29 protein-coding genes are annotated in these 23177 nt (G+C 59.1%); 10 read left to right on the top strand and 19 right to left on the bottom strand.

What is annotated here, in order from left to right:
• Window positions 1-53 precede the first annotated feature (53 nt).
• Together pheS and CLM58_RS04555 are read right to left on the bottom strand one after the other, a co-directional pair.
• Window positions 54-1127, bottom strand: coding sequence for a phenylalanine--tRNA ligase subunit alpha (pheS, locus tag CLM58_RS04560; RefSeq protein ID WP_095594688.1), 1074 nt, complete (start codon window positions 1125-1127; stop codon window positions 54-56).
• A 60-nt stretch (window positions 1128-1187) separates the two neighbouring features.
• A complete protein-coding gene (locus CLM58_RS04555) occupies window positions 1188-2069 on the bottom strand; it encodes a glycosyltransferase family 2 protein (RefSeq protein WP_095594687.1) in 882 nt (293 codons plus the stop codon).
• 122 nt (window positions 2070-2191) lie between these two features.
• Here CLM58_RS04555 and CLM58_RS04550 point away from each other — a divergent pair, with 122 nt between their 5' ends.
• Window positions 2192-2923, top strand: a complete 732-nt coding sequence (locus CLM58_RS04550) for a gamma-glutamylcyclotransferase (RefSeq protein ID WP_095594686.1) — start codon at window positions 2192-2194, stop codon at window positions 2921-2923.
• A 55-nt stretch (window positions 2924-2978) separates the two neighbouring features.
• On the opposite strand, the gene rplT is transcribed toward CLM58_RS04550, so the two are convergent.
• The 4 genes from rplT to pyk all read right to left on the bottom strand — a co-directional run bounded on the left by rplT (window position 2979) and on the right by pyk (window position 5370).
• Complete coding sequence (gene rplT / locus CLM58_RS04545) at window positions 2979-3341, bottom strand: 50S ribosomal protein L20 (RefSeq protein WP_095594685.1); 363 nt, start codon at window positions 3339-3341, stop codon at window positions 2979-2981.
• A 12-nt stretch (window positions 3342-3353) separates the two neighbouring features.
• The gene (gene rpmI, locus CLM58_RS04540) at window positions 3354-3554 is read right to left on the bottom strand and encodes a 50S ribosomal protein L35 (RefSeq protein WP_095594684.1); all 201 of its coding nucleotides are present in this window, start codon (window positions 3552-3554) and stop codon (window positions 3354-3356) included.
• 112 nt (window positions 3555-3666) lie between these two features.
• On the bottom strand, window positions 3667-3891 hold the full coding sequence (locus tag CLM58_RS04535; protein WP_095594683.1) for a hypothetical protein: 225 nt from the start codon (window positions 3889-3891) through the stop codon (window positions 3667-3669).
• 33 nt (window positions 3892-3924) lie between these two features.
• Window positions 3925-5370: a pyruvate kinase gene (gene pyk, locus CLM58_RS04530; RefSeq protein ID WP_095594682.1), complete on the bottom strand. Its 1446-nt coding sequence runs from the start codon at window positions 5368-5370 to the stop codon at window positions 3925-3927.
• A 134-nt stretch (window positions 5371-5504) separates the two neighbouring features.
• Here pyk and CLM58_RS04525 point away from each other — a divergent pair, with 134 nt between their 5' ends.
• The 5 genes from CLM58_RS04525 (at window position 5505) to CLM58_RS04505 (ending at window position 7996) form a co-directional block, all read left to right on the top strand.
• On the top strand, window positions 5505-6242 hold the full coding sequence (locus tag CLM58_RS04525) for an N-formylglutamate amidohydrolase (RefSeq protein ID WP_095594681.1): 738 nt from the start codon (window positions 5505-5507) through the stop codon (window positions 6240-6242).
• Window positions 6242-6583: a 5-carboxymethyl-2-hydroxymuconate Delta-isomerase gene (locus CLM58_RS04520; protein WP_095594680.1), complete on the top strand. Its 342-nt coding sequence runs from the start codon at window positions 6242-6244 to the stop codon at window positions 6581-6583. The genes CLM58_RS04525 and CLM58_RS04520 overlap by 1 nt, the downstream gene beginning before the upstream one ends.
• 9 nt (window positions 6584-6592) lie before the next feature.
• Window positions 6593-6910 (top strand): DUF1244 domain-containing protein, encoded by a 318-nt coding sequence (locus tag CLM58_RS04515; RefSeq protein WP_095594679.1) that lies wholly within the window; start codon window positions 6593-6595, stop codon window positions 6908-6910.
• Between the two features lie 65 nt (window positions 6911-6975).
• On the top strand, window positions 6976-7611 hold the full coding sequence (locus CLM58_RS04510; protein ID WP_095594678.1) for a DUF5671 domain-containing protein: 636 nt from the start codon (window positions 6976-6978) through the stop codon (window positions 7609-7611).
• Window positions 7601-7996 carry a type II secretion system protein gene (locus tag CLM58_RS04505; protein ID WP_095594677.1) on the top strand — a complete coding sequence of 132 codons (396 nt, stop codon included), beginning with the start codon at window positions 7601-7603 and terminating at the stop codon, window positions 7994-7996. Before CLM58_RS04510 ends, CLM58_RS04505 begins: the two co-directional genes overlap by 11 nt.
• A 3-nt stretch (window positions 7997-7999) precedes the next feature.
• On the opposite strand, the gene CLM58_RS04500 is transcribed toward CLM58_RS04505, so the two are convergent.
• From CLM58_RS04500 to dgcN, 4 genes are all read right to left on the bottom strand, one after another.
• Entirely contained in the window at window positions 8000-9145 is a 1146-nt protein-coding gene (locus CLM58_RS04500; RefSeq protein ID WP_095594676.1) for an alpha-hydroxy acid oxidase, read from the bottom strand.
• Between the two features lie 264 nt (window positions 9146-9409).
• On the bottom strand, window positions 9410-10270 hold the full coding sequence (locus CLM58_RS04495) for a D-amino-acid transaminase (RefSeq protein ID WP_095594675.1): 861 nt from the start codon (window positions 10268-10270) through the stop codon (window positions 9410-9412).
• 10 nt (window positions 10271-10280) lie between these two features.
• Window positions 10281-11246, bottom strand: a complete 966-nt coding sequence (gene dgcA / locus CLM58_RS04490) for an N-acetyl-D-Glu racemase DgcA (protein ID WP_095594674.1) — start codon at window positions 11244-11246, stop codon at window positions 10281-10283.
• An 87-nt stretch (window positions 11247-11333) separates the two neighbouring features.
• Entirely contained in the window at window positions 11334-12335 is a 1002-nt protein-coding gene (gene dgcN / locus CLM58_RS04485) for an N-acetyltransferase DgcN (protein WP_095594673.1), read from the bottom strand.
• Between the two features lie 268 nt (window positions 12336-12603).
• Here dgcN and CLM58_RS04480 point away from each other — a divergent pair, with 268 nt between their 5' ends.
• From CLM58_RS04480 to CLM58_RS04465, 4 genes are all read left to right on the top strand, one after another.
• A complete protein-coding gene (locus tag CLM58_RS04480) occupies window positions 12604-13563 on the top strand; it encodes an L-malyl-CoA/beta-methylmalyl-CoA lyase (RefSeq protein ID WP_095594672.1) in 960 nt (319 codons plus the stop codon).
• A gap of 221 nt (window positions 13564-13784) precedes the next feature.
• Window positions 13785-14744: an acetyl-CoA carboxylase carboxyltransferase subunit alpha gene (locus tag CLM58_RS04475; RefSeq protein ID WP_095594671.1), complete on the top strand. Its 960-nt coding sequence runs from the start codon at window positions 13785-13787 to the stop codon at window positions 14742-14744.
• A 29-nt stretch (window positions 14745-14773) separates the two neighbouring features.
• Window positions 14774-15598, top strand: a complete 825-nt coding sequence (locus CLM58_RS04470; RefSeq protein ID WP_095594670.1) for a glycosyltransferase family 25 protein — start codon at window positions 14774-14776, stop codon at window positions 15596-15598.
• Window positions 15599-15697: 99 nt separating this feature from the next.
• Window positions 15698-16183 (top strand): flavodoxin family protein, encoded by a 486-nt coding sequence (locus CLM58_RS04465; protein WP_095594669.1) that lies wholly within the window; start codon window positions 15698-15700, stop codon window positions 16181-16183.
• A 17-nt stretch (window positions 16184-16200) separates the two neighbouring features.
• On the opposite strand, the gene CLM58_RS04460 is transcribed toward CLM58_RS04465, so the two are convergent.
• From CLM58_RS04460 to CLM58_RS04425, 9 genes are all read right to left on the bottom strand, one after another.
• Window positions 16201-16884 carry a leucine-rich repeat domain-containing protein gene (locus CLM58_RS04460; protein ID WP_095594668.1) on the bottom strand — a complete coding sequence of 228 codons (684 nt, stop codon included), beginning with the start codon at window positions 16882-16884 and terminating at the stop codon, window positions 16201-16203.
• The gene (locus CLM58_RS04455) at window positions 16875-17321 is read right to left on the bottom strand and encodes a molybdenum cofactor biosynthesis protein MoaE (RefSeq protein ID WP_095594667.1); all 447 of its coding nucleotides are present in this window, start codon (window positions 17319-17321) and stop codon (window positions 16875-16877) included. The genes CLM58_RS04460 and CLM58_RS04455 overlap by 10 nt, the downstream gene beginning before the upstream one ends.
• Before the next feature lie 2 nt (window positions 17322-17323).
• The gene (moaD, locus tag CLM58_RS04450) at window positions 17324-17569 is read right to left on the bottom strand and encodes a molybdopterin converting factor subunit 1 (RefSeq protein ID WP_095594839.1); all 246 of its coding nucleotides are present in this window, start codon (window positions 17567-17569) and stop codon (window positions 17324-17326) included.
• Complete coding sequence (gene pgsA, locus CLM58_RS04445; protein ID WP_095594666.1) at window positions 17569-18234, bottom strand: CDP-diacylglycerol--glycerol-3-phosphate 3-phosphatidyltransferase; 666 nt, start codon at window positions 18232-18234, stop codon at window positions 17569-17571. Before pgsA ends, moaD begins: the two co-directional genes overlap by 1 nt.
• An 18-nt stretch (window positions 18235-18252) precedes the next feature.
• Entirely contained in the window at window positions 18253-20121 is a 1869-nt protein-coding gene (uvrC, locus tag CLM58_RS04440) for an excinuclease ABC subunit UvrC (RefSeq protein WP_095594665.1), read from the bottom strand.
• Between the two features lie 302 nt (window positions 20122-20423).
• Window positions 20424-21209, bottom strand: a complete 786-nt coding sequence (locus CLM58_RS04435; protein WP_095594664.1) for an SDR family oxidoreductase — start codon at window positions 21207-21209, stop codon at window positions 20424-20426.
• A 9-nt stretch (window positions 21210-21218) separates the two neighbouring features.
• A complete protein-coding gene (locus CLM58_RS04430; protein ID WP_095594663.1) occupies window positions 21219-22178 on the bottom strand; it encodes a calcium/sodium antiporter in 960 nt (319 codons plus the stop codon).
• Between the two features lie 8 nt (window positions 22179-22186).
• Entirely contained in the window at window positions 22187-22354 is a 168-nt protein-coding gene (locus CLM58_RS17245; protein WP_188720532.1) for a hypothetical protein, read from the bottom strand.
• A 1-nt stretch (window position 22355) separates the two neighbouring features.
• A complete protein-coding gene (locus CLM58_RS04425; RefSeq protein ID WP_095594662.1) occupies window positions 22356-23156 on the bottom strand; it encodes a S49 family peptidase in 801 nt (266 codons plus the stop codon).
• Between the last annotated feature and the right edge of the window lie 21 nt (window positions 23157-23177).

The following is a 23177-nucleotide window of genomic DNA, read 5'->3' as shown; positions in this document are numbered from 1 at the left end:
GGTCTGGTCCTGTCTCAAATGCGCGATTGCGCGTTCCGGTCGGTCGGAATGGATTAACGGCTTAGGCCGCCCTGAAGGTTCGGCTGATCAAGCGAGGCAAAGCCATAGTGGCGCAGCCAGCGCAGGTCGCTGTCGAAGAAGGCGCGCAGGTCGGGGATGCCATATTTCAGCATGGTGATCCGGTCGATCCCGACGCCAAAGGCAAAGCCCTGCCACTGGTCGGGGTCAATGCCGCCGGCGGCCAGCACCTTGGGGTGGACCATGCCGGACCCAAGGATTTCCAGCCAGTCGTCGCCCTCGCCCACTTTCAGCGTGCCACCTTCCCACGAACAGCGGATGTCGACCTCGGCCGAAGGCTCGGTGAAGGGGAAGTGGCTGGCGCGGAAGCGCAGTTCAACGTGGTCGACCTCGAAGAAGGCGCGCACGAATTCTTCCAGCACCCATTTCAGGTTCGCCATCGAGATGTCCTTGTCGATGGCAAGGCCTTCGACCTGATGGAACATCGGCGTGTGGGTCTGGTCATAGTCGGCACGGTAAACGCGGCCCGGGCAGATCACACGCAGGGGCGCCCCGGCCTTTTCCATCGAACGGATCTGAACCGGCGAGGTATGGGTGCGCAGCACGTGCGGCGGACGGTCGTCGCCCTCGGCCCGGTGCATATAGAACGTGTCCATCTCGGCCCGCGCGGGGTGGTGGCCGGGGATGTTCAGCGCATCAAAGTTGTACCAGTCGCTTTCGACCTGCGGGCCTTCGGCGACCGAGAAACCCATGTCGGCAAAGATCGCGGTGACCTCATCGGTGACTTGGCTGATCGGGTGGATGCTACCCTGACGGGTCGGGCGCGACGGCAGGGTGACGTCCAGCCACTCGCCGCGCAGGCGTTCGTCTAGCGCGGCATCGGCCAGCGCAGACTTCTTGGCGGACAGGGCGCTGTTGATCTCATCCTTCAGCGCGTTCAGCGCGGGGCCAGCGACCTGACGCTCTTCTGGGGTCATCTTGCCCAGCTCGCGCATCTTCAGGCTGACCTCGCCCTTTTTGCCGACGGCCTGCAGGCGCAGGTCTTCCAGCGCGGCTTCATCAGCAGCGTTGGCGATCGCATCAAGGTATTTTACGCGCAGGTCATCCATATCCGGCCCTCCAGTATTCAGGGCCTTCTGCTATCACAGGAGGACGGGAATGCAAGGTGGTCAGTGGCGCGTGCGCCAGCGTTTGGCAGCCATTGGGTCCGTGCGCCCCGGAAAATGACGCAGCATCGACCAGCTTCGGTAGGCGCGGATGGCAATCAGGCCCTGCAGAGCGCGCCATTTGCCACGCAGCCCACCGGGGATACGAGGGGACCGCAAAATGCGGGGAAGCGCCCAAATCGGAGACACCAATAGCACCACCGCCTTGGCAAACCACAGCAGTCGATTGGTCCCAACCGCATCATGAGAGATCATCCGATCCCACTTTCGAGCCAGCTCGCCGAAACTGCCGCGCGCCGGATGATAGGCCACCATGTCGGGCGACCACGTGAATGTGTAGCCAAGGGCCGTCGCCCGCTGCCCCCAATCCCGATCCTCGGCCAGAGCGATACCGGCAAAGGGGCCGACCTCTGCAAACACAACCCGGCGCATGGCAAGATTGCCGGTGCCGCTGAACCCCTGATCGCGGATGTAGTGCTCCATCCGATAGGCGAATTCGGCCTCATAGGCCTCCCAGATCGTGGGGTGTTGGGGATCATCCAGCAGGATGCGAACGTCGCCCCCCAAAATTTCAGCGTTAGACAGACCAAGGTCGATGCGGTCCAGCCAATCGGGCGCGGGGCGACAATCGGCATCTATGAACACCAGCCGATCCCCTTTGCTAAGGGCCGCCCCCATATTTCGCGCAGGGCCCGGACCCGGTTCGGGCTGAAGCTCTAACCGGACACCGGGAAACGGGGCCACTTCTTCCGAAGGCAGGCGTTCCGAGCCGTTGTCCACCACGATGATCTCTGCCCCCAACCGGCGCGCTTGCGGGGCTAGGTCTTGTAGCAACACGGCCAGCGCAGCGTGCTGATTGAAGTGGGGAATGATTATCGACAACATGCGGAAAGCATTCGGAAACCAACGTTAATGAAATATGAATTTCATCCTGCCAAAGGTTACTTCTCTGCCAATAAGTTCCCCCACTCTGGTGTGGGACAGAAACCAAGGTTAAGAAACAGGAGATGATCGATACCTCCGACCCTTTCCGACATCACCCCCGCCTGCGCGACCTTGTGATTCCGGCGGAAGAGTCGACTTTTCGGCACATTGATACCAACGCCATCCTTCAGTTCGTCACCGAACATGGCGGCGACCCAAGCTTCATAACCCCCGACGAAGACCGCGACACCGAACGCGCCGCATTCCTGAAAGACCGATGGGACACGGATATGTGGGTCTTTGCCTATGGATCACTGATCTGGGACCCCGCAATCGTGTTTTCAGAACTACGCCGCGCCCACGCGCCGGGTTATGCGCGCCGGTTCATCCTTGTGGACACCAGCGGCGGACGCGGGTCAGTCGCCTCGCCGGGGGTGATGGCCGCACTGGACTACGGGCATGGATGCGACGGCTTGGCGCTGCGGGTTCCGCGTGAATTGCTGGAAGAGGAAACGCGCCGCCTGTGGCAGCGTGAAAGGATCGGCCACGCCTATCTGCCCGCCTTCATCACTGTCCAGACCGAGATGGGAGATGTCGAAGCCCTGACCTTCATCGCCGATTACAAGGCCTACTTGATCCAACCAGACCTGCCCTATGACCGGCAGGTGGCACTTTGCGCAACAGGCGAAGGGTTTCTGGGGACCTCACGGGCTTATGTTGAAAACATCATCACCCATTTCGAAGAGATGCGCATACACGACGCGGACCTGAAACAGTTCTGGACCGATGTCTGCGCCCACCCTGCCAAGCCATAAAAAACCGCGGCAACCTTTCGGCGCCGCGGCTTTCAAACTCAGTTGTTCCGGCGACTTAGGCCAGAGCAGCTTTCGCTTTTTCAACGATCGAACCGAAGGCTTCCGGCTCGTTCACGGCCAGGTCGGCCAGAACTTTACGGTCAACTTCGATACCTGCCAGCGACAGGCCGTTGATGAAACGCGAATAGGTCAGTGCTTCGTCGTGCGAACGGACAGCAGCGTTGATGCGCTGGATCCACAGCGAACGGAAGTTACGCTTACGGGCCTTACGGTCGCGTGTTGCGTACTGGTTCGCCTTATCGACGGCCTGAGTTGCTGTCTTGAAGTTCGACTTACGACGGCCGTAGTAGCCTTTCGCAGCCTTGATGACCTTCTTGTGACGTGCGTGGGTGGTGGTTCCGCCTTTTACTCGAGACATGATCTGACCTCCTTAGCGCGAATACGGCATCATCGACTTGACGATTTTCTCGTCAGGGGTCGACAGCGTGGTGGTACCGCGCGCGTTGCGCAGGAATTTGTTGGTGCGTTTGATCATGCCGTGGCGCTTACCGGCCTGACCGGTTTTAACGCGACCTTTGGCCGTCACCTTGAACCGCTTTTTGCAGCTCGACTTAGTCTTCATCTTGGGCATTTCCGTCTCCTTTGGAATGCAAACGGTTTTTGCGCGACTCGGCATGCCACATGGGCCGGTCGTGCCGGTTAGAAGTCGGGCCTATACCGGCCTCAGGCTGACTTGGCAAGCGCTAGTTCAAAAACGCCCCGATCACTCGGATAAAAGAGTCTGGTATTTCTTCGAATCCGAACCCTTCAGGCTTGTATCGGAATGTCATAACCAGACTGACCCCGCTGCCCACAAGCAACAGGATCGGCATTAGAAAACTTCGGCCATGGGTAAACGCACCCAGCAGCGATGGAAAGGACAGCAGGCCCATAATAACAGCGCCCACTAGGAAATAATCACCTGTCATACCCGCTCCCCGGGTAATTTAAATATCCTTTGATTATTCAGGATCGCTCTGGAAAATCAACCTTTCATCGCAGGGCGCAACGCGAAGGATATTGGTGGTACCGGGGACGTTGAACGGGACGCCTGCGGTCACAACCACATGGTCCGTTGCTTCGGCAATTCCCAGATTGCGCGCCGCTCTGGCACCGTTCACAACCGCCATTTTAAAGCGATCGATCTCGCTGGTCTCGACACAGGTTGTTCCCCAGACAAGGCACAGCTTTCGCGCGGTGTTCGGAATCGTCGACAGGGCGATGATCGGCACGCGCGGACGTTCGCGTGCGGTCAACAATGCTGTCGTACCCGATTCTGAGAAGCAGCAGATCGCCTTCACGTGAATCGCCTCGGCCACTTCGCGGGCCGCCGATACGATAGCGTCGGCCACGGTGCCGCGTTCGATCACGCGGCTGGCTTCCAGAACGTCGCGATAGGTCTGGTCGCTTTCGACTTCGATTGCGACGTTGTTCATGGTGGTCACGGCCTCGACCGGATAGCTGCCCGCTGCCGATTCGGCCGACAGCATGACGGCATCGGCGCCCTCGTAGATGGCTGTCGCAACGTCCGAAACCTCGGCCCGGGTCGGCACGGGGCTTTCGATCATGCTTTCCATCATCTGCGTCGCAACGATCACAGGCTTGGCGGCCGAACGCGCCCGGCGCACCAGGCGTTTCTGGATTGGCGGAACATTCTGAACAGGCAGTTCAACACCCAAGTCGCCGCGCGCAACCATGATGCCATCAGAGACAGCCAGAATATCATCAAAGGCTTTTACAGCAGCCGGTTTTTCAATCTTGGACAGAATCGAGGCGCGGCCCTTGGCCAATTCGCGCGCTTCGATGACATCTTCTGGACGCTGCACAAACGAAAGCGCCAGCCAGTCGACACCAAGGTTGCAGACAAATTCCAGATCTTTGCGGTCTTTTTCCGATAAAGCGGCCAGCGGCAGGACCACGTCAGGCACGTTGACACCTTTGCGGTTCGAAATCGTCCCGCCGTTCACAACGGTACAGTCCGCAAAGTCAGAACCACAGCTGTCGACGGTGACACGGATCTTGCCGTCATTGATCAACAGGGTCGCGCCGGGTTCCAGCGCCGCGAAAATCTCGGGGTGCGGCAAACACACACGAGAGGCGTCGCCCTCTGACGCATCAAGATCAAACCGGAATTTCGCGCCGGTCTCTAGCTCTTCCGAGCCATTCGCAAAAACTCCGCAGCGCAGCTTGGGGCCCTGAAGGTCGGCAAGAATGGCGATCGGGCTGTTGGTGTCTTTTTCGATCTGCCGAATAATTTTGTGACGCTCGGCAATCTCATCGTGGGACCCATGGCTCATATTCAGTCGGAAGACGTCTGCGCCTGCTTCGAACAAAGCTCGGATCATTTTATAATCGTTCGAGGCCGGGCCAAGTGTGGCCACGATCTTTACGTTGCGAAGTCGTCTCATGGAATCCCGCCTACTGTGTTAGCGCTAACTGATTACTCGAAAGCTTGTCTGAAAATCAACGCCAAAATGTCGCATCTTTTACTTCAGACCAGTTTCGCTTAACTCGGTCTGTGACGCAACTAAGTGACAATGGCATGACAGAGCAACCATTCCAGATCTTCGGCACCGAGCGAAAGTCGAATTGGGTCGTGACCTGCGACCATGCTACGAACCATGTGCCTGACTTCGTTAACGGCGGCGACCTTGGCCTGCCCAAGGCCGAAATGGGACGCCATATCGCCTATGATATCGGGGCTGCGGGCGTGGCCTGCCATCTTGGCAATCTACTGGATGCACCGGTCATCCTTTCGAACTTTTCGCGCCTTGTGGTCGACCCGAACCGGGGCGAAGAAGACCCAACCCTGATCATGCGCCTCTATGACGGAACGATTGTTCCCGGAAACCGCGCGATCACCGAAGAAGAGGCGGAAGAGCGTCTAGACCGTTGCTATCGTCCCTATCACGAGGCTGTCGAAAAGCTGCTGCAAAGCCGCGACGCTCCCGCGCTGGTGGCGGTTCACAGCTTCACCCCCCGCCTGAACGGCCGTCACCCGCGACCTTGGCATATCGGCCTGCTGCACGCGTGGGACACGCGGATTTCTGATCCGATGCTGGAACGGTTGCAGGCGATGTCGGGTATCACGTCGGCGCCGAATGTTCCCTATTCGGGATACCTGCCCGGAGACTCCGTTGACACTCACGCGCTGAAACATGGGCGCCCGAATGTCCTGATCGAATTGCGCCAGGACCTGATCGAAACCGACCCCGGCCAGACCAAGTGGGCCGAGATTTTGGCCGCCTCAATGGACGGCCTTCTGGACGAGGTGAAATAATGCCACATCTAACACTGGAACATTCAGCCCCGCTGGCGGAAAGCCACGACCTTCAGGCGCTTTGTCAGGCGCTGTTCGATAGCTTGGCCGCATTGCCGGAGGTTCCCAACCCCTCAAGCCTGAAGATCCGCACGATCCCCTGCCCGGTTTGGGTAATTGGAAGCGAACCTTCCAGCTTCGTCCACGGCACCTTGCTGGCACTACCGGGGCGGACGGACGCCCAGAAGGCAGCAATGACGGCTGCAGTAATCTCGACGCTCAGCGAATTCCTGCCTGATGTCGGCAGCCTTTCTGTAAACTTTGGCGTTCTTGACGCCGCTTATGACAAACGCACGCTTTAGGAGCTCAAAATGGATGACCAGACCCGCATCGAACTGGAAGCAGCCGCTTTCCGCCGCCTCAAGCAGCACCTGATGGAAGATCGCACCGATGTTCAGAACATCGACATGATGAACCTTACAGGGTTTTGCCGGAACTGCCTGAGCCGCTGGTATCAGGAAGCCGCCAACGAGCGCGGCATCGAGATGTCAAAGGACGAGGGCCGCGAGGCATTCTATGGGATGACCATGGCCGAATGGAAAGCCAACTATCAAACCGAAGCAAACGCCGATAAGCAGGCCGCGTTTGAAGTGGCCTTCAAAGAAAACGTCACCGACAAAGAAGGCTGAAAGCCTGACTGGCCCTTCACGGTCAGTTGACGCATCATGGGGCCAGCTCAACCAAGGATGGCCCCATGCGACCTGCAGACCAACTTGCCGCCTTCGTCGCTGACGCCCTGAAAGCCGGGCGGTCGCGCGAAGAAATTACCACTGCCCTGTCAGATGCCGGCTGGACCGGCCCTGAAATCCGCGCTGCCCTACATGCTTGGGCCGACGGCGATTTCAACCCGCCAGTCCCGCGCCCCCGCCCGATGGTTTCGGCCAAAGAGGCGTTCCTATACGGGTTGATGTTCGTATCGCTGGCTGTCACCGCCGTACATCTGGTCATTTTGGGGTTCGAGCTTGCTGACAACTGGATCCCCGATCCAGCCCACACCTACGGGTATTACAGCCGCTCGACTGTGCGCTGGTCGATCTCGGCGCTGATCGTGTTCTTCCCCATGTTCCTGTGGCTGAACAACCTGATCGGCAAAGCCGTCAAAAAGGACGAGGGCAAACGCCGCTCTGGCGTGCGCAAATGGATCACCTATCTGACGCTGTTTTGCGCAACTTTGACCCTGTTAAGCGATCTGATCGTGGTCATTCACGCCTACCTGAATGGTGATCTGACCGCCCGCTTCTTTGTCAAAAGCACAATTGTCGCTGTCGTGGCGGGCCTGATATTTCTTTATTTCCGGGGTGAGATGAAAGAGGCCGAAGATGCAGACTGAAGATCTGGCCAAAATCGGCTTTGGGGTGGTTGTCGTTCTGGCAATCATCGGCGGGATCGTAACGGTGGGTGGCCCCGCCACCGGACGCATGGAGAAGCGCGACCAGGCGCGCCTCTCTGATATCAGAGCGCTTCAGAACTATGTCACCTGCGTTGCCCGTGCCCGCGACAAGACGCTGCCCGATAGCCTTGACGGAAACAACGAGTGTCGGCGCGAGCTGGACCGCACCGACCCGTTCGACGGTACGCCCTATGTTTACCGGAAGCTAAGCGAGACCAGTTACGAGCTTTGCGCCAACTTCGAGTTGCCAGACGCTCTGTCTACCTGGCAACGACCGCAACTGGATCCGGAAACGGGATGTCTTCAGTACGAATTCATCCCTTAGACCTTAGCGAAAGCGCAGGTTTTCCGGGCTAAGTTGATCGACGCTGGTGGCCCCCATCAGCTTCATCCCGCGTTCAACCTCGTCTCGCATCAAACCAAGCGCGCGCTCTACACCCGGCTGACCCGCTGCGGCGAGTGGGTAAAGGTACCCACGCCCGATACCAACGGCCTTAGCGCCAAGCGACAGGGCTTTTAGCACATGGGTGCCGCGCTGCACGCCGCCATCCATGATGACGTCGATCTCGTCGCCAACTTCATCCACGACCTCTTTCAACTGATCGAATGCGGTACGAGAGCCGTCCAACTGCCGCCCACCATGGTTCGACAGGATGATCCCCGTACATCCAATATCTACCGCGCGACGTGCATCGGCGGCGGTCATAATACCCTTCAGGCAATACTGACCACCCCATTCCTGAACCATTTCGGCCACGTCGTCCCAGTTCATCGACGGGTCGAGCATTTCGGTGAAATACCCCCCGATAGAGCTGGCACCGCCCCCCATGTCGACATGCTCATCCAACTGCGGCAAGGCGAATTTCTCATGCGTGACATAGTTGATGCCCCACATCGGCTTGATCGCGAACTGGATCATCCCGCCAAGCGTTAGACGGAATGGGATCGAGAACCCGGTCCGCTTGTCACGCTCGCGGTTGCCGCCGGTGATGCTGTCCACTGTCAGCATCATGACCTCGACGCCCGCTTCCTTGGCGCGCTGCATCATGGCCCGGTTGAGACCGCGATCCTTGTGATAGTAGAACTGATAGACCTGCGGGTTCTTGTGCTTCTTGCGCAGCTCTTCAAGGCTGGTGGTGCCCAACGAAGATACCCCGAACATCGTCCCGTATTTCTCAGCCGCAGCCGCCACGGCGCGCTCTCCCTGATGGTGGAACAGGCGCTGCAACGCAGTGGGAGAGCAATAGAACGGCATGTCCAGCTTCTGGCCCATGACGGTCACTGACATGTCCACGTCAGACACACCCGTAAGAACCGACGGCAGCAGATCACAGCGTTCGAACGCCGCGGTGTTCTCGCGCAGGGTCACCTCGTCATCCGCACCGCCATCAATGTAGTTGAAGATCGGTCCGGGAAGGCGACGACGCGCCAACTCTCGGAAATCCTGAAAGTTGTGACATTGAGACAGACGCATGGGGTCCTCCGGGGTTTAGCTCAAGATTGCTAAACTGGTTAATATTCTTTACCAGTTATTGAAGTCAACGGACAGCTCGCCGCATGTTTAACCATGTAGATTTGGGTTGCACCAGATCATTCAGACGTAGCCCACATATTGGGTAACGGCGCCACATCCGCTTTGGCCTTGAATATTGCCGCCTCGATATTCTGGTCTTCGCGAAAGCCTAACAGAATTGCAGAGGCACAAAAGAAAAAGGGCTGCCGAAGCAGCCCCTGTTCGTCAGACCGCCGCGGCGCGACTGCCTTCGATATAAAGTTCGCGCAACCGCTTGGCCGCGGGACCCGGTTCGCCAGCGCCAACGGTCACACCGTCGATCTCGACCACGGGGGTCACAAAAGTGGTTGCCGAGGTGATAAAGGCCTCGTCCGCCTGTTGTGCCTCTTCGATGGTGAAAGGACGCTCTTCGACTTTCATCTGCGCTTCACGGGCAAACTCCAGCACAGCGGCGCGGGTGATGCCGTGCAGAATGTCATTGGACAGTTGGCGCGTGATGATCTTGCCGTCCTTGATGATATAGGCGTTGTTCGAGGTACCCTCGGTCACCGCGCCATCCTCGACCATCCACGCATCGTCGCAGCCAGCCGCCTTGGCCATCATCTTGCCCATCGAGGGGTACAGCAACTGCACGGTCTTGATGTCACGACGTCCCCAACGGATATCCTCGATCGAGATCACCTTGATGCCACGTGCAGCAGCGGGGCTTTCGGCCAGATCAGGCTTGTTCTGGGTAAACAGGACGACCGTTTGCGGCGTGTCTTCTGGCGGGAAGGCAAAATCGCGATCCGCAGGCGCGCCACGGGTGATCTGCAGGTAAACGCCACCGTTGATCACCTCGTTCTCGGCAACCAGCTTGCGGTGAATTTCCAGCAGCTCGTCCGCGGTCAGCGGCTCGCCCATTCCAAGCTCGTTCAAAGAGCGCGCAAGGCGTTTCACGTGGCCGTCAAAATCGACCAGTTTGCCGTCCAGAACGCTGGTGACCTCATAGACGCCATCGGCCATCAGGAAACCCCGGTCAAAGATCGAGATCTTGGCGTCTTCCTCGGGAAGATACTCTCCGTTCACATAGACGGTACGGCTCATGATGGTCTCCTTATCCCCAAAGGCCGGGTTCGGGTGGGTACACCCCGGCCTCGTCATAACGCAAAGCTGTTGCACGGTCTTCGGCCAGAAGCAACGGGCCGTCAAGGTCTGTGACTGCCGCACCCTGGGCGACCAGCACGGCCGGGGCCATTGCAAGCGAACTGCCCATCATACAGCCAACCATGATGCCATAGCCTTCGGCCTCGGCCGCCTTGCGCAGTTCCAGCGCCTCGGTCAGGCCGCCGGTCTTGTCCAGCTTGATATTAATCAGGTCGTACTTGCCCTTCAGTTTGGGCAGCGAGGCGCGATCGTGGCAGCTTTCGTCGGCGCAAACCGGCAGGGGTCGGTCGATCTCGGCCAGCAGGTCATCCTGCCCGGCGGGCAGCGGCTGCTCGACCATCTTGACGCCCAGACGCACCATATGCGGGGCCAGATCGGAATAGACCTCGGCGGTCCAGCCTTCGTTGGCATCGACGATGATCGGGGTCTTGGGGGCACCTTTGCGGACCGCTTCCAAACGGGCCATGTCATCCGGGGTGCCAAGCTTGATCTTCAAAAGGGGCCGGTGGGCGTGTTTCTGGGCCTCGGCGCGCATCTTTTCGGGAACATCCAAAGACAAGGTATAGGCGGTCACCTCGGGCCCCGGCTGTGGCAAGCCTGCCAGTTCCCACACGCGTTTACCGGCGCGTTTCGATTCCAGATCCCACAAGGCACAATCAACGGCGTTTCGCGCCGCTCCGGCGGGTAACGCCTTTTGCAGGGCCGCGCGGTCGATCGGCAGGTCCAGCCCGGTGATCTGTGCTGCCACGCTTTCCATGGTTTCGTCATAGCGGGCATAGGGGACGCATTCGCCCCAGCCCTTATGCGCGCCGTCCTCGATCCGGACTGTAAGAACCTTCTGCTCGGTCCGCGAGCCTCGGGCGATGGTGAATACCTGGGCAAGGCGGAACGTGTCGGGGGTGACGGTAAGTTTCATCAGGTCTCCTGCGCGATGCCCCTTCAATAACCGGCCCTCCGCACTGTTTCCAGCGCAGAGGACCACCGGGAAGGGGGACCCGGTTGATTAGATTGAGGCCAGCGCGTCGACCAGACGGTCGGCACCGTGGCGATACGGGTCAACCGTGGGCAGACCCATACGAGCTTCGACCTCGGCGCAATAGGCCTTGGCCTCTTCATCGTTAAGGTGCTGGGTGTTGATCGAAACACCGACCACCTGACAGGCCGGGTTCGAAACCTTGGCCAACTCCAGCGCCAGATCGCGCAGGGCTTCCAGCGAGGGCAGCTTGAACCCCGGCAGTCCGCGCATATGCTCTCGGGTTGGCTCGTGGCACAGGATCAGCGCGTCGGGCTGACCGCCGTGGATCAACGCCATCGTCACGCCCGAATAGGAAACGTGGAAGATGCTGCCCTGCCCTTCGATCATGTCCCAGTGATCTTCGTCATTGTCAGGCGTCAGGTACTCGACCGCACCTGCCATAAAGTCGGCGATAACCGCATCCAGCGGAACACCGCTGCCGGTGATCAGGATGCCGGTCTGGCCAGTTGCGCGGAAGGTCGATTTCAACCCGCGCTCGCGCATCGCCGCGTCCATTGCCATGGCAGTGTACATCTTGCCGACAGAGCAATCGGTCCCAACCGCCAGACAGCGCTTGCCGCTGCGGGGTTTGCCGTTGGCAATCGGGTACTGAACGTTCGGGATTCGCACGTCATGCAGGGTGCCGCCGTTCACCTGTGCGGCGGCAACAAGGTCGCCCTCTTCACGCAGCAGGTTGTGCAGGCCCGACGCCAGATCATAGCCCATCTCAAGCGCCTTGATCAGGACCTCTTTCCACGCGGCCGAGATCACGCCGCCCCGGTTGGCAACACCGATCACCAGCGTTTTGGCACCGGCCTCAAGACCCTGCTCCAGCGTCAGGTCGGTCAGGCCAAGGTCGGCGCCGCAGCCTTCAAGGCGCAACTGGCCCACGGCATTCTCAGGGCGCCAATCCCTGATTCCGATGGCCACTTTGGCCGCAAGTTGGTCAGGCGCGTCGCCCAAGAAAAGCAGATACGGTGTCTCGATCATTACATTTGTCCCCTCATTTCAGGCGACAGATAACGCAGGTCGGACAAGAGTTTCTCACCGAAGTTGGCATATAATTGAGTAATATTCGAAGATTATTCGATAGTTGATGATATTATTCGAATAATTATCGACAAACGCTCCGGCGAAATTGAATCGCTCTGCAGCGCAGCGGCTTTGCTGCACCTGCAAATTCGCGCTTGCAGGAGAAAGAGCAATAATCTACCAATCGCACGACACAAAACGTAACATCCTTACCGAGGGACCCGATATGAGCTTCCGCCTTCAGCCCCAGGCCCCCGCCCGCCCGAACCGCTGCCAGCTGTTCGGCCCAGGCTCGAACACCAAACTGTTTCCGAAGATGGCCGCCAGCGCCGCGGACGTTATCAATCTTGACCTTGAAGATTCCGTTGCGCCTTCGGACAAGGACGTGGCTCGCGCCAATGTCATCGAGGCGCTGAACACCATCGACTGGGGCAACAAGTACATGTCGGTGCGGATCAACAGCCTTGATACGCCCTACTGGTACCGCGACATTGTTGATCTGCTAGAGCAGACCGGCGACCGTCTGGACCAGATCATGATCCCGAAAGTTGGCTGCGCTGAAGACGTCTATGCCGTGGACGCGCTGATCACCGCGGTAGAGGCCGCCAAAGGCCGCACCAAGCCGGTCACCCTTGAGGTCATCATCGAATCTGCCGCAGGCATCGCACATGTCGAGGCGATCGCGGCCAGCAGCCCGCGCCTGCAGGCTATGTCCTTGGGAGCAGCGGATTTCGCGGCCTCGATGGGCATGCAGACCACCGGTATCGGCGGCACGCAAGAGAACTATTACATGCTGCGCGAAGGCGAAAAGCACTGGTCCGACCCGTGGCACTGGGCGCAGACGGCCATCGTTGCGGCCTGCCGCACCCACGGCGTTCTGCCGGTCGACGGCCCCTTCGGCGACTTCTCGGATGACGAGGGCTTTATCGCGCAGGCGAAACGCTCGGCGACCCTTGGCATGGTTGGCAAATGGGCCATCCACCCCAAGCAGATCGCGCTGGCAAACGAAGTCTTCACCCCCTCGGACGAGGCCGTGGCAGAAGCCCGCGAGATCCTTGCTGCGATGGAACAGGCCAAAGCCAACGGCGAAGGCGCAACCGTCTACAAGGGCCGTCTGGTCGACATTGCCAGCATCAAGCAGGCAGAGGTCATCGTGGCCCAGGCAGAGCTGATTTCGGCTGACTAAAGGGCTGCTGTTTCGCGTACAGAACGCGTACAGAACCTGTACATACGAATTGCGGACGGGGCCCAAGCGGCCCCGTTTGTCATTTTGGACAAGGCGGCAAGTACAGTTCGCCCCCTCTGCAGACGAGTTTACGAACGCAATCGCGCATCTCGACCACGACGATCAGTTGCAAATTACCGAATGGGAAGCCATATAGCTGCGAACACCTTGTGGAGCGGTAGATGCACTATTTGGAATTTGAAAAGCCCCTCGCCGAAATCGAAGGCAAAGCCGAAGAGCTGCGTGCGATGGCGCATGGCGAAGACGCGGTCGACATGGAGGCCGAGGCCAAAGGGCTGGACAAGAAGGCCGAAAGCCTTCTGGCAGACCTCTACAAAGATCTGACCCCGTGGCGGAAATGTCAGGTGGCACGTCACCCTGACCGCCCGCATTGCCGCGACTATATCGAGGCGCTGTTCACCGAATACACACCGCTGGCTGGTGACCGGAACTTTGCCGATGACGCCGCCGTCATGGGCGGCTTGGCGCGGTTGAACGACCGTCCCGTCGTCGTGATCGGTCAGGAAAAGGGCACCGACACCCAGTCGCGCCTGCACCACAATTTTGGCATGGCCCGTCCCGAAGGCTATCGCAAGGCGATCCGCCTGATGGAAATGGCTGATAAGTTCGGCCTGCCGGTGGTCACACTGGTGGACACACCCGGCGCCTATCCCGGCAAGGGCGCGGAAGAGCGCGGCCAGTCCGAGGCGATTGCACGCTCGACCCAGAAATGCCTTGAGATCGGCGTGCCGCTGATCTCGGTCGTGATCGGCGAAGGTGGCTCTGGCGGGGCTGTCGCCTTTGCGACCGCCAACAAGCTGATGATGCTAGAACATTCCGTCTATTCGGTGATCTCGCCCGAGGGCTGCGCCTCTATCCTGTGGAAGAACGCCGACAAGATGCGCGAAGCGGCCGAGGCGCTGCGCCTGACCGCGCAGGACCTGCTGAAGCTGGAGATCATTGATCAGATCATCCCCGAACCCGTAGGTGGCGCACAGCGCGACCGTGACACGGTGCTGGACGGTGTCGGCAAAGCGATTGAGGCGGCTATTGCGCAGTTCGAAGGCAAGTCGCCCAAAGAGCTGATCAAACACCGCCGCGAGAAGTTCCTGAACATGGGAAGCAAGGGGTTGGCCGCTTAAGGCCAAAAGCGGGCTGGGAACGCACTCTCATGGAGATTTTTCTGGCCCTCATACACAACAACGATGCCGGGCGGCTGGACGTTATCCGGCCCGGTATTCAGGCGCTTTCGAAAGCGTTAGCTGCCTCTGCTTCGGTCTCATCACACGAATTTTCTCACCAAGACCTGAGGGCCGAATTCTCAGCCAAAAGCGCGTTGAAGCGCGACCTACGTGCGCAGATGCTGTTTCATTCCTGGGACAAGTATCTGACGCGGAAAACCAGACGAAAGGTATTTGTTTCACAACTTCTTTCCATCGTGAAAACGCACCTTAAACGCACCCCCAAGGAACAAGAAAGGGCACGCCGCAACGCCTTGATCCAAATGTCGGTGACGGACAAACACCTTCGGGCATGGGACTCGTTTCTTGAAAGCGGTGCGAACCACCTTCTGGTGCTTGAAGATGATGCTTTGTTTAAGCCCGATAGCATTGAACGGTTCTGCAGCGCCTTTCAGGGTTTGAAAAACCAGCGAACAGAAACCCAATCCTTCTATTGGGATCTGGCCGGAGGTTTTGATCTAATAGATATCGGTGTTCTGGCCTTGGAAAAAGAACGAACCGGTGACCAGATCAGTTTTCGCAAGCCGGTCACAAACACCACCTGTGGCTACCTGATGAGCCGCAAACTAATCGAGTCCCTGCGAGCACAGTTGCTGACGAACCCGCTGTATCGCGAGATATCCATTGATTGGATGCTGAACAGGTTACTGCTCGATCTAGAACAGGATATGCAATTAACCGAATGCATCCACTTCTTACCGCCAATCTTCTCTCATGGAAGTTTCTCCGGGGCGTTCGAGGCGTGGGAGAGGTAAGCGCTAACATTCAGTCTGCGCATGCGGATCGCCATACGGCCAGATCGTCCCCCACCCGGCGGCGATGGAAATAACGGCTACCATTGGGTAACAGAAGATATGACCCAGCTTCTGATCGTTTATCACTCGCGCACGGGCGGCAGTCTTCAGATGGCCGACGCAGCTTTTGATGCCGCACAGGCCGAAGGCTCCGCGATATTAAAGCCCGCGATTGAGGTCGGGCCAGAGGATCTTTTGACGACCGACGGATACATTTTCTGCGCACCGGAGAACCTCGCCTCATTGTCCGGGCAGATGAAAGAGTTCTTCGACCGCTGCTACTACCCCGTTCTGGGCCGGATAGAGGGTCGCCCCTATGCCCAGATGATCTGCGCGGGATCTGACGGTGATGGGGCGGCACGACAATTGGCCCGCATCGCCACCGGCTGGCGTTTGAAAGAAGTTCAGCCGCCGCTGATCATCTGCACACATGCGCAAACGCCCGAGGCAATTTTAGCTGAGAAGCAGATCTCCAAGGCGGATCTGGACCGCTGCCGCGAGGTCGGAGCGGCCCTTGGGGCCGGATTGACGATGGGTGTTTTCTGAACCCAAGCGTAACAGCTTTATCGACTGCGCGCAGACGGATGACGTAGGCCTGCGTCTTCGGCGGTACGCGTCAGCCACGTTCGCAGCAACCACATCGGCCCGGGAACATAGTTCTGCTGGAACGCCGAGCCGTTATAGACCTCTGGCACCTCGGCAGTCAGCTGCCGGTAATAGCTGTTCGAGCCGTCCCGAGCATAGGCGGCGTGCAGGTTCAGCCATCGCAAAGACGACATGCGGGTGAGCGGTTCGAGCGAGTACAGCTCCAACCCACCCACGGCAAGGCGCTCCAGTCTGGGCGTATCGGCAAGGGGGTTCAGGTCATGGACCTGCGACCGGCTGATCACCAAATGCCGTAGGCTAGGCAGTTCGGACAACGGGGTCAGGTCCTCCACCCGGCTGTTGCGCACGGTCAGGTACTGCAACCGGGTCTGCTCCCGCAGAGGGGACAGGTCAGCAACCGAGGTATCGGACAGGTCCAGCCGGGACAGGTTCTCGATCCGCGCGATGTCGTCGGGGATTTTGCGCAGGTTCATCAGCTCTGACAGGTCCAGAACCGTTTGGCCGTTTTCAGCCGCGGCATCGATCCGTTTCTCGGCTTTGGCATGATCCACCCGGGCAGAGTTCGCCACAAGCACGGTTTGGATGACAAGCATCAGCGCCAGAAACTGCAGCCCGCGCTTGGCCAACAGACCTAGTCCCATCGCGACAGGGCGTCCTCGTCTTCGTCCTTTGCTGCGACCCAGTCTTCCCCGTCCCCGGTGTATTCTTTCTTCCAGAAAGGTGCGCGGGATTTGAGGTAGTCCATCAGGAACTCTGCCGCCTCAAAGGCATCCACCCGATGGGGCGAGGCCGTGGCGACCATCATGATCATGTCGCCCGGTTCCATCGGGCCGTAGCGATGGATGATCAGGCAATCGCGCAGGTCCCAGCGATCGCGGGCCTCTGCCTCGATCTTTTCAAGGGCGCGTTCGGTCATGCCGGGGTAATGCTCGATCACCATTTTCGACAGTTCGGTGGTCGCCAGATCGCGGACGATGCCGGTAAAGGTCACCACGGCGCCCGCGTCGGTGCGGCCGGTGGCAAAGGCGTTGGCCTCGGCCCCGAAATCAAATGTGGCTTCCTGAACGCGGACGGTCATTGTCAGCCCCCGGTCATTGGCGGGAAGAAGGCAACCTCGCGCACGCCAGCCAAAGACGCGCTAAAGTCGGTTAGATCCTGATCCACGGCCACGCGCAGTGCGTCGCGGTCGGCGAAAGCAGCAGCATAACGCTCTTCCCGGGCGACCAGTTCGTCGACCAGTTCGGCGACGGTGGTGGCCGAAGTCTCTACCTGCTCTTTCGGCAGTCCGATCCGTTCCCGGACCCAAGCGAAATACAGAACGTCGATCATGCGTCATCCCTCAAAAACGGCAGCGACTTGCGGAAATAGTCCCACCCGGTGATCAGCGTCAGAGCGGCCGCGATCCACAGCAGCAAGATGCCCCCTTGTTCGGACGCGATCATGCCACGGTATTGGAAGATAAGGCCACTGGGACCTTCGACCACCCCGTTCAGGACGTCTTCGAAGGTCTGGCCGTCCATCCCGAAGGTGCCCATGCCGACGTAATGAGCGAACAACCCGTTAGACAGCAGCACCGCAATCGCCACCATCTGTACGGTGGTCTTCCACTTGGCCAGCTTGGTGACCTTCAACAGCCCCGCCTGTGCGCCAAGGAATTCCCGCAGGCCCGAGACAAAGACCTCGCGGAACAAGATCGCCACGGCGGGCACGGCAATCCAGAAGTTGAAGTTAAACAGCGCCACCAGCACGAAAAGCGCCGTGATCACCATCGCCTTGTCGGCAATAGGGTCCAGCATCGCGCCAAAACGGCTGGTCTGGTTCCACTTGCGGGCCAGATAGCCGTCCAGCCAGTCGGTGGCCGAGGCCCCGGCAAACAGGATCACAGCCGCCCAGTCTGCGTAGGGCGCGCCGAAAAAGATATAGACCAGCGCCAAAGCGGGGGCCGCCAGCAGGCGACCAACGGTGAGGATATTGGGGATATTCCATGTCATGAGCGAAGGTGTAACGGGTTAACCCTGTTCATGGAAGAACCCATAGATGGTTTCTGCCAAGGCGTCTGAAATACCATCGACGGCCTTCAGGTCCGCAAGCCCCGCGCGGCTGACCGCTTTGGCGCTGCCGAAATGGGCCAAGAGGGCGCGTTTGCGGGTAGCGCCGACGCCAGGGACGTCGTCTAGAGGCGTTGCACCCACGGCCTTGGCGCGTTTGGCGCGGTGGGTGCCGATGGCAAAGCGGTGGGCCTCGTCCCGCAGGCGCTGGATGAAGTAGAGGACCGGATCGTTGCGCCTCAACGCGAAGGGGCGTTGGCCGGTGCGGTGGAACTCTTCCTTGCCGTGGTCGCGGTCGACACCTTTGGCGACGCCCACCATGGGGATATCTTCGACGCCGAGGTCCTCCATGATCTGGCGCACGGCGCTGACCTGGCCCGCACCGCCGTCGATCAGCAGCAGGTCCGGCCATGTCTCGCCCTCGCGATCGGGGTCTTCTTTCAGCAAGCGCTGGAAGCGGCGAGTCAGAACCTCTTTCATCATGCCAAAGTCGTCGCCGGGCGTCAGGTCGGTGCCCTTGATGTTGTATTTGCGGTATTGGCTTTTTACGAAGCCTTCGGGGCCCGAGACGATCATGCCGCCGACGGCGTTGGTGCCTTGGATATGCGAGTTATCGTAGACCTCGATCCGTTGCGGCGGGGCATCAAGGTCGAAGGCTTCAGCAAGACCAGCCAGCAGTTTCGACTGCGCCGCGCTTTCGGACATCTTGCGGCCAAGGCTTTCGCGGGCATTGCGGGCAGCGTTTGAGACCAACTCCATCTTCTCGCCGCGTTGGGGGACGGTGATTTCAACCTTGCGGCCCGCCTTTTCGGCCAACAAGTCCGCCATCAGGTCGGCGTCTTCGATCCCATGGGACAGGATCAACTGGCGGGGTGGTTCCTTGGTATCGTAGAATTGGCCGATGAAGGCTTGCAGGACCTCTTCGGCGGGCGTGTCCCGGTCGATCCGAGGGTAGAAGTCTTTGTTGCCCCAGTTCTGGTTCGCACGGATGAAGAAGACCTGCACACAGGCTTGGCCCCCTTCCATGTGCAAGGCGATCACGTCGGCCTCGGCCACGCCGCGCGGGTTGACGCCCTGGGCCTGCTGGACCTGCGTCAGGGCGCGAATACGGTCGCGCAGGGCGGCGGCACGTTCGAACTCCATCGCCTCGGACGCTGCGGCCATTTCTTCGGCCAACTCTTCCTGAACGCGGGTAGACCGCCCGCGTAGGAACCTTTCGGCATCGGCAACAAGATCTGCATAGTCCGCTTCGCTGATCTTGCCGACGCAGGGCGCCGAGCAGCGCTTGATCTGATACAGAAGGCAAGGCCGCGTCCGGCTTTCGAACATCGCGTCCGAGCAGTTGCGCAACAGAAAGACCTTTTGCAACTGGTTCAAGGTCCGGTTGACCGCGCCTGCGCTGGCGAAGGGGCCATAGTAGTTGCCCTTCTCTTTCTTCGCGCCACGGTGCTTCTTGATCTGGGGGTACCCGTGTTCCTTGGACACCAGAATATTCGGGAAACTTTTGTCGTCGCGCAGCAGCACGTTATAGCGCGGCTTCAACTGCTTGATCAGGTTCTGTTCCAGCAGCAGCGCCTCGGTTTCCGTCTTGGTGGTCAGGAACATCATCGAGGCGGTTTCACGGATCATCCGCGCGATACGGGGGCTGTGGCCGGTGCGGTTGGCGTAATTCGTCACCCGGTTCTTCAGGCTGCGCGCCTTACCCACATACAGAACGCGGCTTTCCGCATCCAACATCCGATACACGCCCGGTGAGTGGTCGAGCGTGTTCAAATACGATTGTATGCAATCATGACCTGTGTGTCGGTTGTTATCGCTAGCGTCGCTCATAAGGCTTGTCCGTGATTCCGTTCTCTGGCTGCAATGATCTTTGGACAAGGGCAAGAGAAAACATTTCCACTGTTTCTGTGGATAAGTTTGGGGGGAACTATTCGGAGGAGGCGAATTTCCCTTGATTCATGGGGTTTTATTGACATTGCCTATTTTTTAGGCGCTTTTGCAAGTTATTGATTTTAAATGTTATTTTATTATCCACACAGCCAAACACCTGAAAACATTACATTTTTGTTACAAAAGTAATTCAGGGGTGTCCACGGTGCACAACTTCGCTGCGCTGCATCTTAAATATGTCTTTACTCAAGCCCCATCGCATCCGGCGTTTGCCAATTCAGATGCTGTCCACCATCAACGCAGATAAGCTGTCCGGTCACTGCGGGCGCGGCAATAAAATACTGCAACGCAGCGCAGATGTCTTCAGGGTTGGAGCCTCGGTTCAACGGAGTCACCGACCTTTGGCGCATGAAATTCGCTTCTGTCTGGCCCGCAGCTTTCAGGGTTGGACCGGGACCGATGGCGTTGACGCGCACCTTCGGGGCCAAGGCTTGGGCGGCGGTTCGCGTGAAGGCCCAAAGGCCCATCTTTGCGGTGGTGTAGGACATGAAGTCAGGGGTCAGTTTGCGGACGCGCTGATCAATCATGTTGACCACAAGGGCCTGCGCGCGCGGCTCATTCGTTGCATCGACCTCTGGCGCAGGGGCCTGGGCGGCGAAAGCCTGTGTCAGGGCAACCGGAGACCGCAGATTGCTTTCGATATGCCGGTCCCAGCTTTCGCGGGTCATGGTGTCCAGATCGTCATCTTCAAAGATCGAGGCGTTGTTCACCAGCAGTGTCAAAGGACCGCCAAGCGCCTGCATCGCAGCGGGAATGACCGTGGCGGTCTGGGCCTCAATCAGCAGGTCCGCCTGAACCGTCTCTGCCTGACAGCCTCTGGTACGGATTTCATCGGCCAGAGCTTCTGTCTCAGCCGCGGAAGAGGCGTAATGCAGGGCAAGGTCAAAGCCAGCGTCAGCCAGCGACAGGGCCATGGCGCGTCCAAGGCGTTTTCCTGCCCCGGTCACCAATGCACGTTTTGCCGCCATGACGCCTCCTTAGAACAGCACCGCCAGAACATACGCTACATATAGGCCGGTTAGCGCAAAGCCCCAGACCTTGGTCATATTCCAACGCAGGAACACGAAAGGCACCAGCGCCAGCGAAGCGGCCAACATGACCCACAGGTCAAACCGCAGCATCTCGGACGGGACTGGGATGGGCGCAACAAAGCTGGCAATGCCGATGATGGCCAGCAGGTTGAACATATTCGAGCCGATCACGTTGCCCAAAGCCACATCCGCCTGACGGCGCATTGCAGCCATGACCGTGGTCGCCAGTTCCGGCAACGACGTGCCAACCGCAACTAGCGTCAGGCCAATCACGGCTTCGCTGACGCCGATAACGCGCGCAATGTCGATCGAGCTTTCGACCAGCAGGTCGGCACCAAGTGGCAGGCCGATCAGGCCAAGGGCCAAAAAGCCGATGATCTTCCACCATGGCATCGAGGGGTCAGCGCCTTCGGGTTCTTCGTCTTCGTCAGAAGCGCTGGCGTCGCCCGCGGCCCGGTGACGGCGCGCGCTATGCACCGCGTCCCAAAGGACAAAGGCCAGAGCGGCCAGCAGGATCAACCCCGTTTGCCAAGTGAACTGACCTACGAAACACAGAGCGAAAAACAACAACGACGCCCCGATCATGAACAGATAATTGCGCTTGGTGTCGCATTCGTCGGTCTTCAGACCGGAAATGATCGCCGGAACTCCAAGGACTAACAGGATATTGGCGGTGTTCGACCCCACCACGTTACCCATCGCGATGCCGGGGGCGTTCTCCAACGCGGCCTGAACCGCAATCAGCAGCTCAGGCGCTGAGGTACCGAAGGCTACGATGGTCAGGCTGACGATCAAGGCAGGAATGCCAAGACGGAGACTAAGGTTTACGGCCCCACGGACAAGCGCGTCACCGGCCAGCAAAAGAATTACAAGGCCGAGCCCGACGAGAAGAAGATCCAGAACCATTTAGGTATTTATCCTTTTCCGCAGGGGCATGGACCCTTGCCGACCTTGGGGGCGCCGCAGTGACGGCATTTGCCCTGCTTCAGCAGCCCCTTCTTAAACTTGGGAAAACGCAATCTTCCGAACATGGCCAGCACGGCCATGAAAATCAGGAAAAATGTGATGATCTTGAATAGCATTCTACAACCCGTACCGCGCCCAAAGCGCCTGTTCTTCCAGACCGTGCGAGACGCTGGACACCAGTTGCGTCCCAAAGCGCTGGAACAGCGGGCGGCGCAGACCGTAGGGAAGGAAACGCACCTTGTCGCCGAAAAGCTCTTTCATCTTGGGCACCAGATGGGCTGTGCCGTCTGCCAGACCCAGATTGACCGCTTTTTCGCCTACCCAGACCTCTCCGGTGAACAGGTCGGCCTCGGTTGTCAGGCGATCGCCTCGACCATCTTTGACATGGGCGATGAAGGTTTCGTGGATCTGCTCCTGCAGGCCTTTCAGACGGGTAATATCCTCGGGGTTTTCGGGGCTGAACGGGTCCAGCATCGATTTCGACTTGCCCGCGGTATAGACGCGGCGGTCGATCCCGTGGCGCGTGATGAACTTGGAAAAGCCAAACCCCGCCGAAATCACGCCGATCGACCCCACGATGGAATGCTTATCCAGCCAAATCTCGTCCGCTGCCGTCGCAAGGTAATACCCGCCCGAGGCGGCAACATCTTCGACGAAGGCATGGACCGGGACATCAAGCTCTGTCGACAGGCGCTTGATACGACTGGCGATGAGCGAAGATTGCGACGGGGATCCGCCCGGTGAATTGATGACCAAAGCCACCGCAGCAGGCTTACGCTTGCGGAACGCGCGTTCCAGAACCGGCGCAAGGGCTGCATCGTTCAAAACGCCCGACCGCGGGCTGGCCGCGATCACGCCCTGAAGGCGCACAACGGCCACGACAGGCTCGGACTTGAGGAATGGGATCCAGCGTTTCATGCGAGGTGATGTAGAGCGTCT

The organism is Actibacterium pelagium (genome assembly GCF_002285415.1).
GTDB lineage: Bacteria > Pseudomonadota > Alphaproteobacteria > Rhodobacterales > Rhodobacteraceae > Actibacterium_B > Actibacterium_B pelagium.
This window is presented reverse-complemented; position numbering and strand designations above follow the sequence as displayed.

Excerpts from the sequence above, each read along its gene's own strand:
- pheS (WP_095594688.1), bottom strand. The coding sequence starts at position 1,127 with ATGGATGACCTGCGCGTAAAATACCTTGATGCGATCGCCAACGCTGCT.
- CLM58_RS04555 (WP_095594687.1), bottom strand. The coding sequence starts at position 2,069 with ATGTTGTCGATAATCATTCCCCACTTCAATCAGCACGCTGCGCTGGCC.
- CLM58_RS04550 (WP_095594686.1), top strand. The coding sequence starts at position 2,192 with ATGATCGATACCTCCGACCCTTTCCGACATCACCCCCGCCTGCGCGAC.
- rplT (WP_095594685.1), bottom strand. The coding sequence starts at position 3,341 with ATGTCTCGAGTAAAAGGCGGAACCACCACCCACGCACGTCACAAGAAG.
- rpmI (WP_095594684.1), bottom strand. The coding sequence starts at position 3,554 with ATGCCCAAGATGAAGACTAAGTCGAGCTGCAAAAAGCGGTTCAAGGTG.
- CLM58_RS04535 (WP_095594683.1), bottom strand. The coding sequence starts at position 3,891 with ATGACAGGTGATTATTTCCTAGTGGGCGCTGTTATTATGGGCCTGCTG.
- pyk (WP_095594682.1), bottom strand. The coding sequence starts at position 5,370 with ATGAGACGACTTCGCAACGTAAAGATCGTGGCCACACTTGGCCCGGCC.
- CLM58_RS04525 (WP_095594681.1), top strand. The coding sequence starts at position 5,505 with ATGACAGAGCAACCATTCCAGATCTTCGGCACCGAGCGAAAGTCGAAT.
- CLM58_RS04520 (WP_095594680.1), top strand. The coding sequence starts at position 6,242 with ATGCCACATCTAACACTGGAACATTCAGCCCCGCTGGCGGAAAGCCAC.
- CLM58_RS04515 (WP_095594679.1), top strand. The coding sequence starts at position 6,593 with ATGGATGACCAGACCCGCATCGAACTGGAAGCAGCCGCTTTCCGCCGC.
- CLM58_RS04510 (WP_095594678.1), top strand. The coding sequence starts at position 6,976 with ATGCGACCTGCAGACCAACTTGCCGCCTTCGTCGCTGACGCCCTGAAA.
- CLM58_RS04505 (WP_095594677.1), top strand. The coding sequence starts at position 7,601 with ATGCAGACTGAAGATCTGGCCAAAATCGGCTTTGGGGTGGTTGTCGTT.
- CLM58_RS04500 (WP_095594676.1), bottom strand. The coding sequence starts at position 9,145 with ATGCGTCTGTCTCAATGTCACAACTTTCAGGATTTCCGAGAGTTGGCG.
- CLM58_RS04495 (WP_095594675.1), bottom strand. The coding sequence starts at position 10,270 with ATGAGCCGTACCGTCTATGTGAACGGAGAGTATCTTCCCGAGGAAGAC.
- dgcA (WP_095594674.1), bottom strand. The coding sequence starts at position 11,246 with ATGAAACTTACCGTCACCCCCGACACGTTCCGCCTTGCCCAGGTATTC.
- dgcN (WP_095594673.1), bottom strand. The coding sequence starts at position 12,335 with ATGATCGAGACACCGTATCTGCTTTTCTTGGGCGACGCGCCTGACCAA.
- CLM58_RS04480 (WP_095594672.1), top strand. The coding sequence starts at position 12,604 with ATGAGCTTCCGCCTTCAGCCCCAGGCCCCCGCCCGCCCGAACCGCTGC.
- CLM58_RS04475 (WP_095594671.1), top strand. The coding sequence starts at position 13,785 with ATGCACTATTTGGAATTTGAAAAGCCCCTCGCCGAAATCGAAGGCAAA.
- CLM58_RS04470 (WP_095594670.1), top strand. The coding sequence starts at position 14,774 with ATGGAGATTTTTCTGGCCCTCATACACAACAACGATGCCGGGCGGCTG.
- CLM58_RS04465 (WP_095594669.1), top strand. The coding sequence starts at position 15,698 with ATGACCCAGCTTCTGATCGTTTATCACTCGCGCACGGGCGGCAGTCTT.
- CLM58_RS04460 (WP_095594668.1), bottom strand. The coding sequence starts at position 16,884 with ATGGGACTAGGTCTGTTGGCCAAGCGCGGGCTGCAGTTTCTGGCGCTG.
- CLM58_RS04455 (WP_095594667.1), bottom strand. The coding sequence starts at position 17,321 with ATGACCGTCCGCGTTCAGGAAGCCACATTTGATTTCGGGGCCGAGGCC.
- pgsA (WP_095594666.1), bottom strand. The coding sequence starts at position 18,234 with ATGACATGGAATATCCCCAATATCCTCACCGTTGGTCGCCTGCTGGCG.
- uvrC (WP_095594665.1), bottom strand. The coding sequence starts at position 20,121 with ATGAGCGACGCTAGCGATAACAACCGACACACAGGTCATGATTGCATA.
- CLM58_RS04435 (WP_095594664.1), bottom strand. The coding sequence starts at position 21,209 with ATGGCGGCAAAACGTGCATTGGTGACCGGGGCAGGAAAACGCCTTGGA.
- CLM58_RS04430 (WP_095594663.1), bottom strand. The coding sequence starts at position 22,178 with ATGGTTCTGGATCTTCTTCTCGTCGGGCTCGGCCTTGTAATTCTTTTG.
- CLM58_RS17245 (WP_188720532.1), bottom strand. The coding sequence starts at position 22,354 with ATGCTATTCAAGATCATCACATTTTTCCTGATTTTCATGGCCGTGCTG.
- CLM58_RS04425 (WP_095594662.1), bottom strand. The coding sequence starts at position 23,156 with ATGAAACGCTGGATCCCATTCCTCAAGTCCGAGCCTGTCGTGGCCGTT.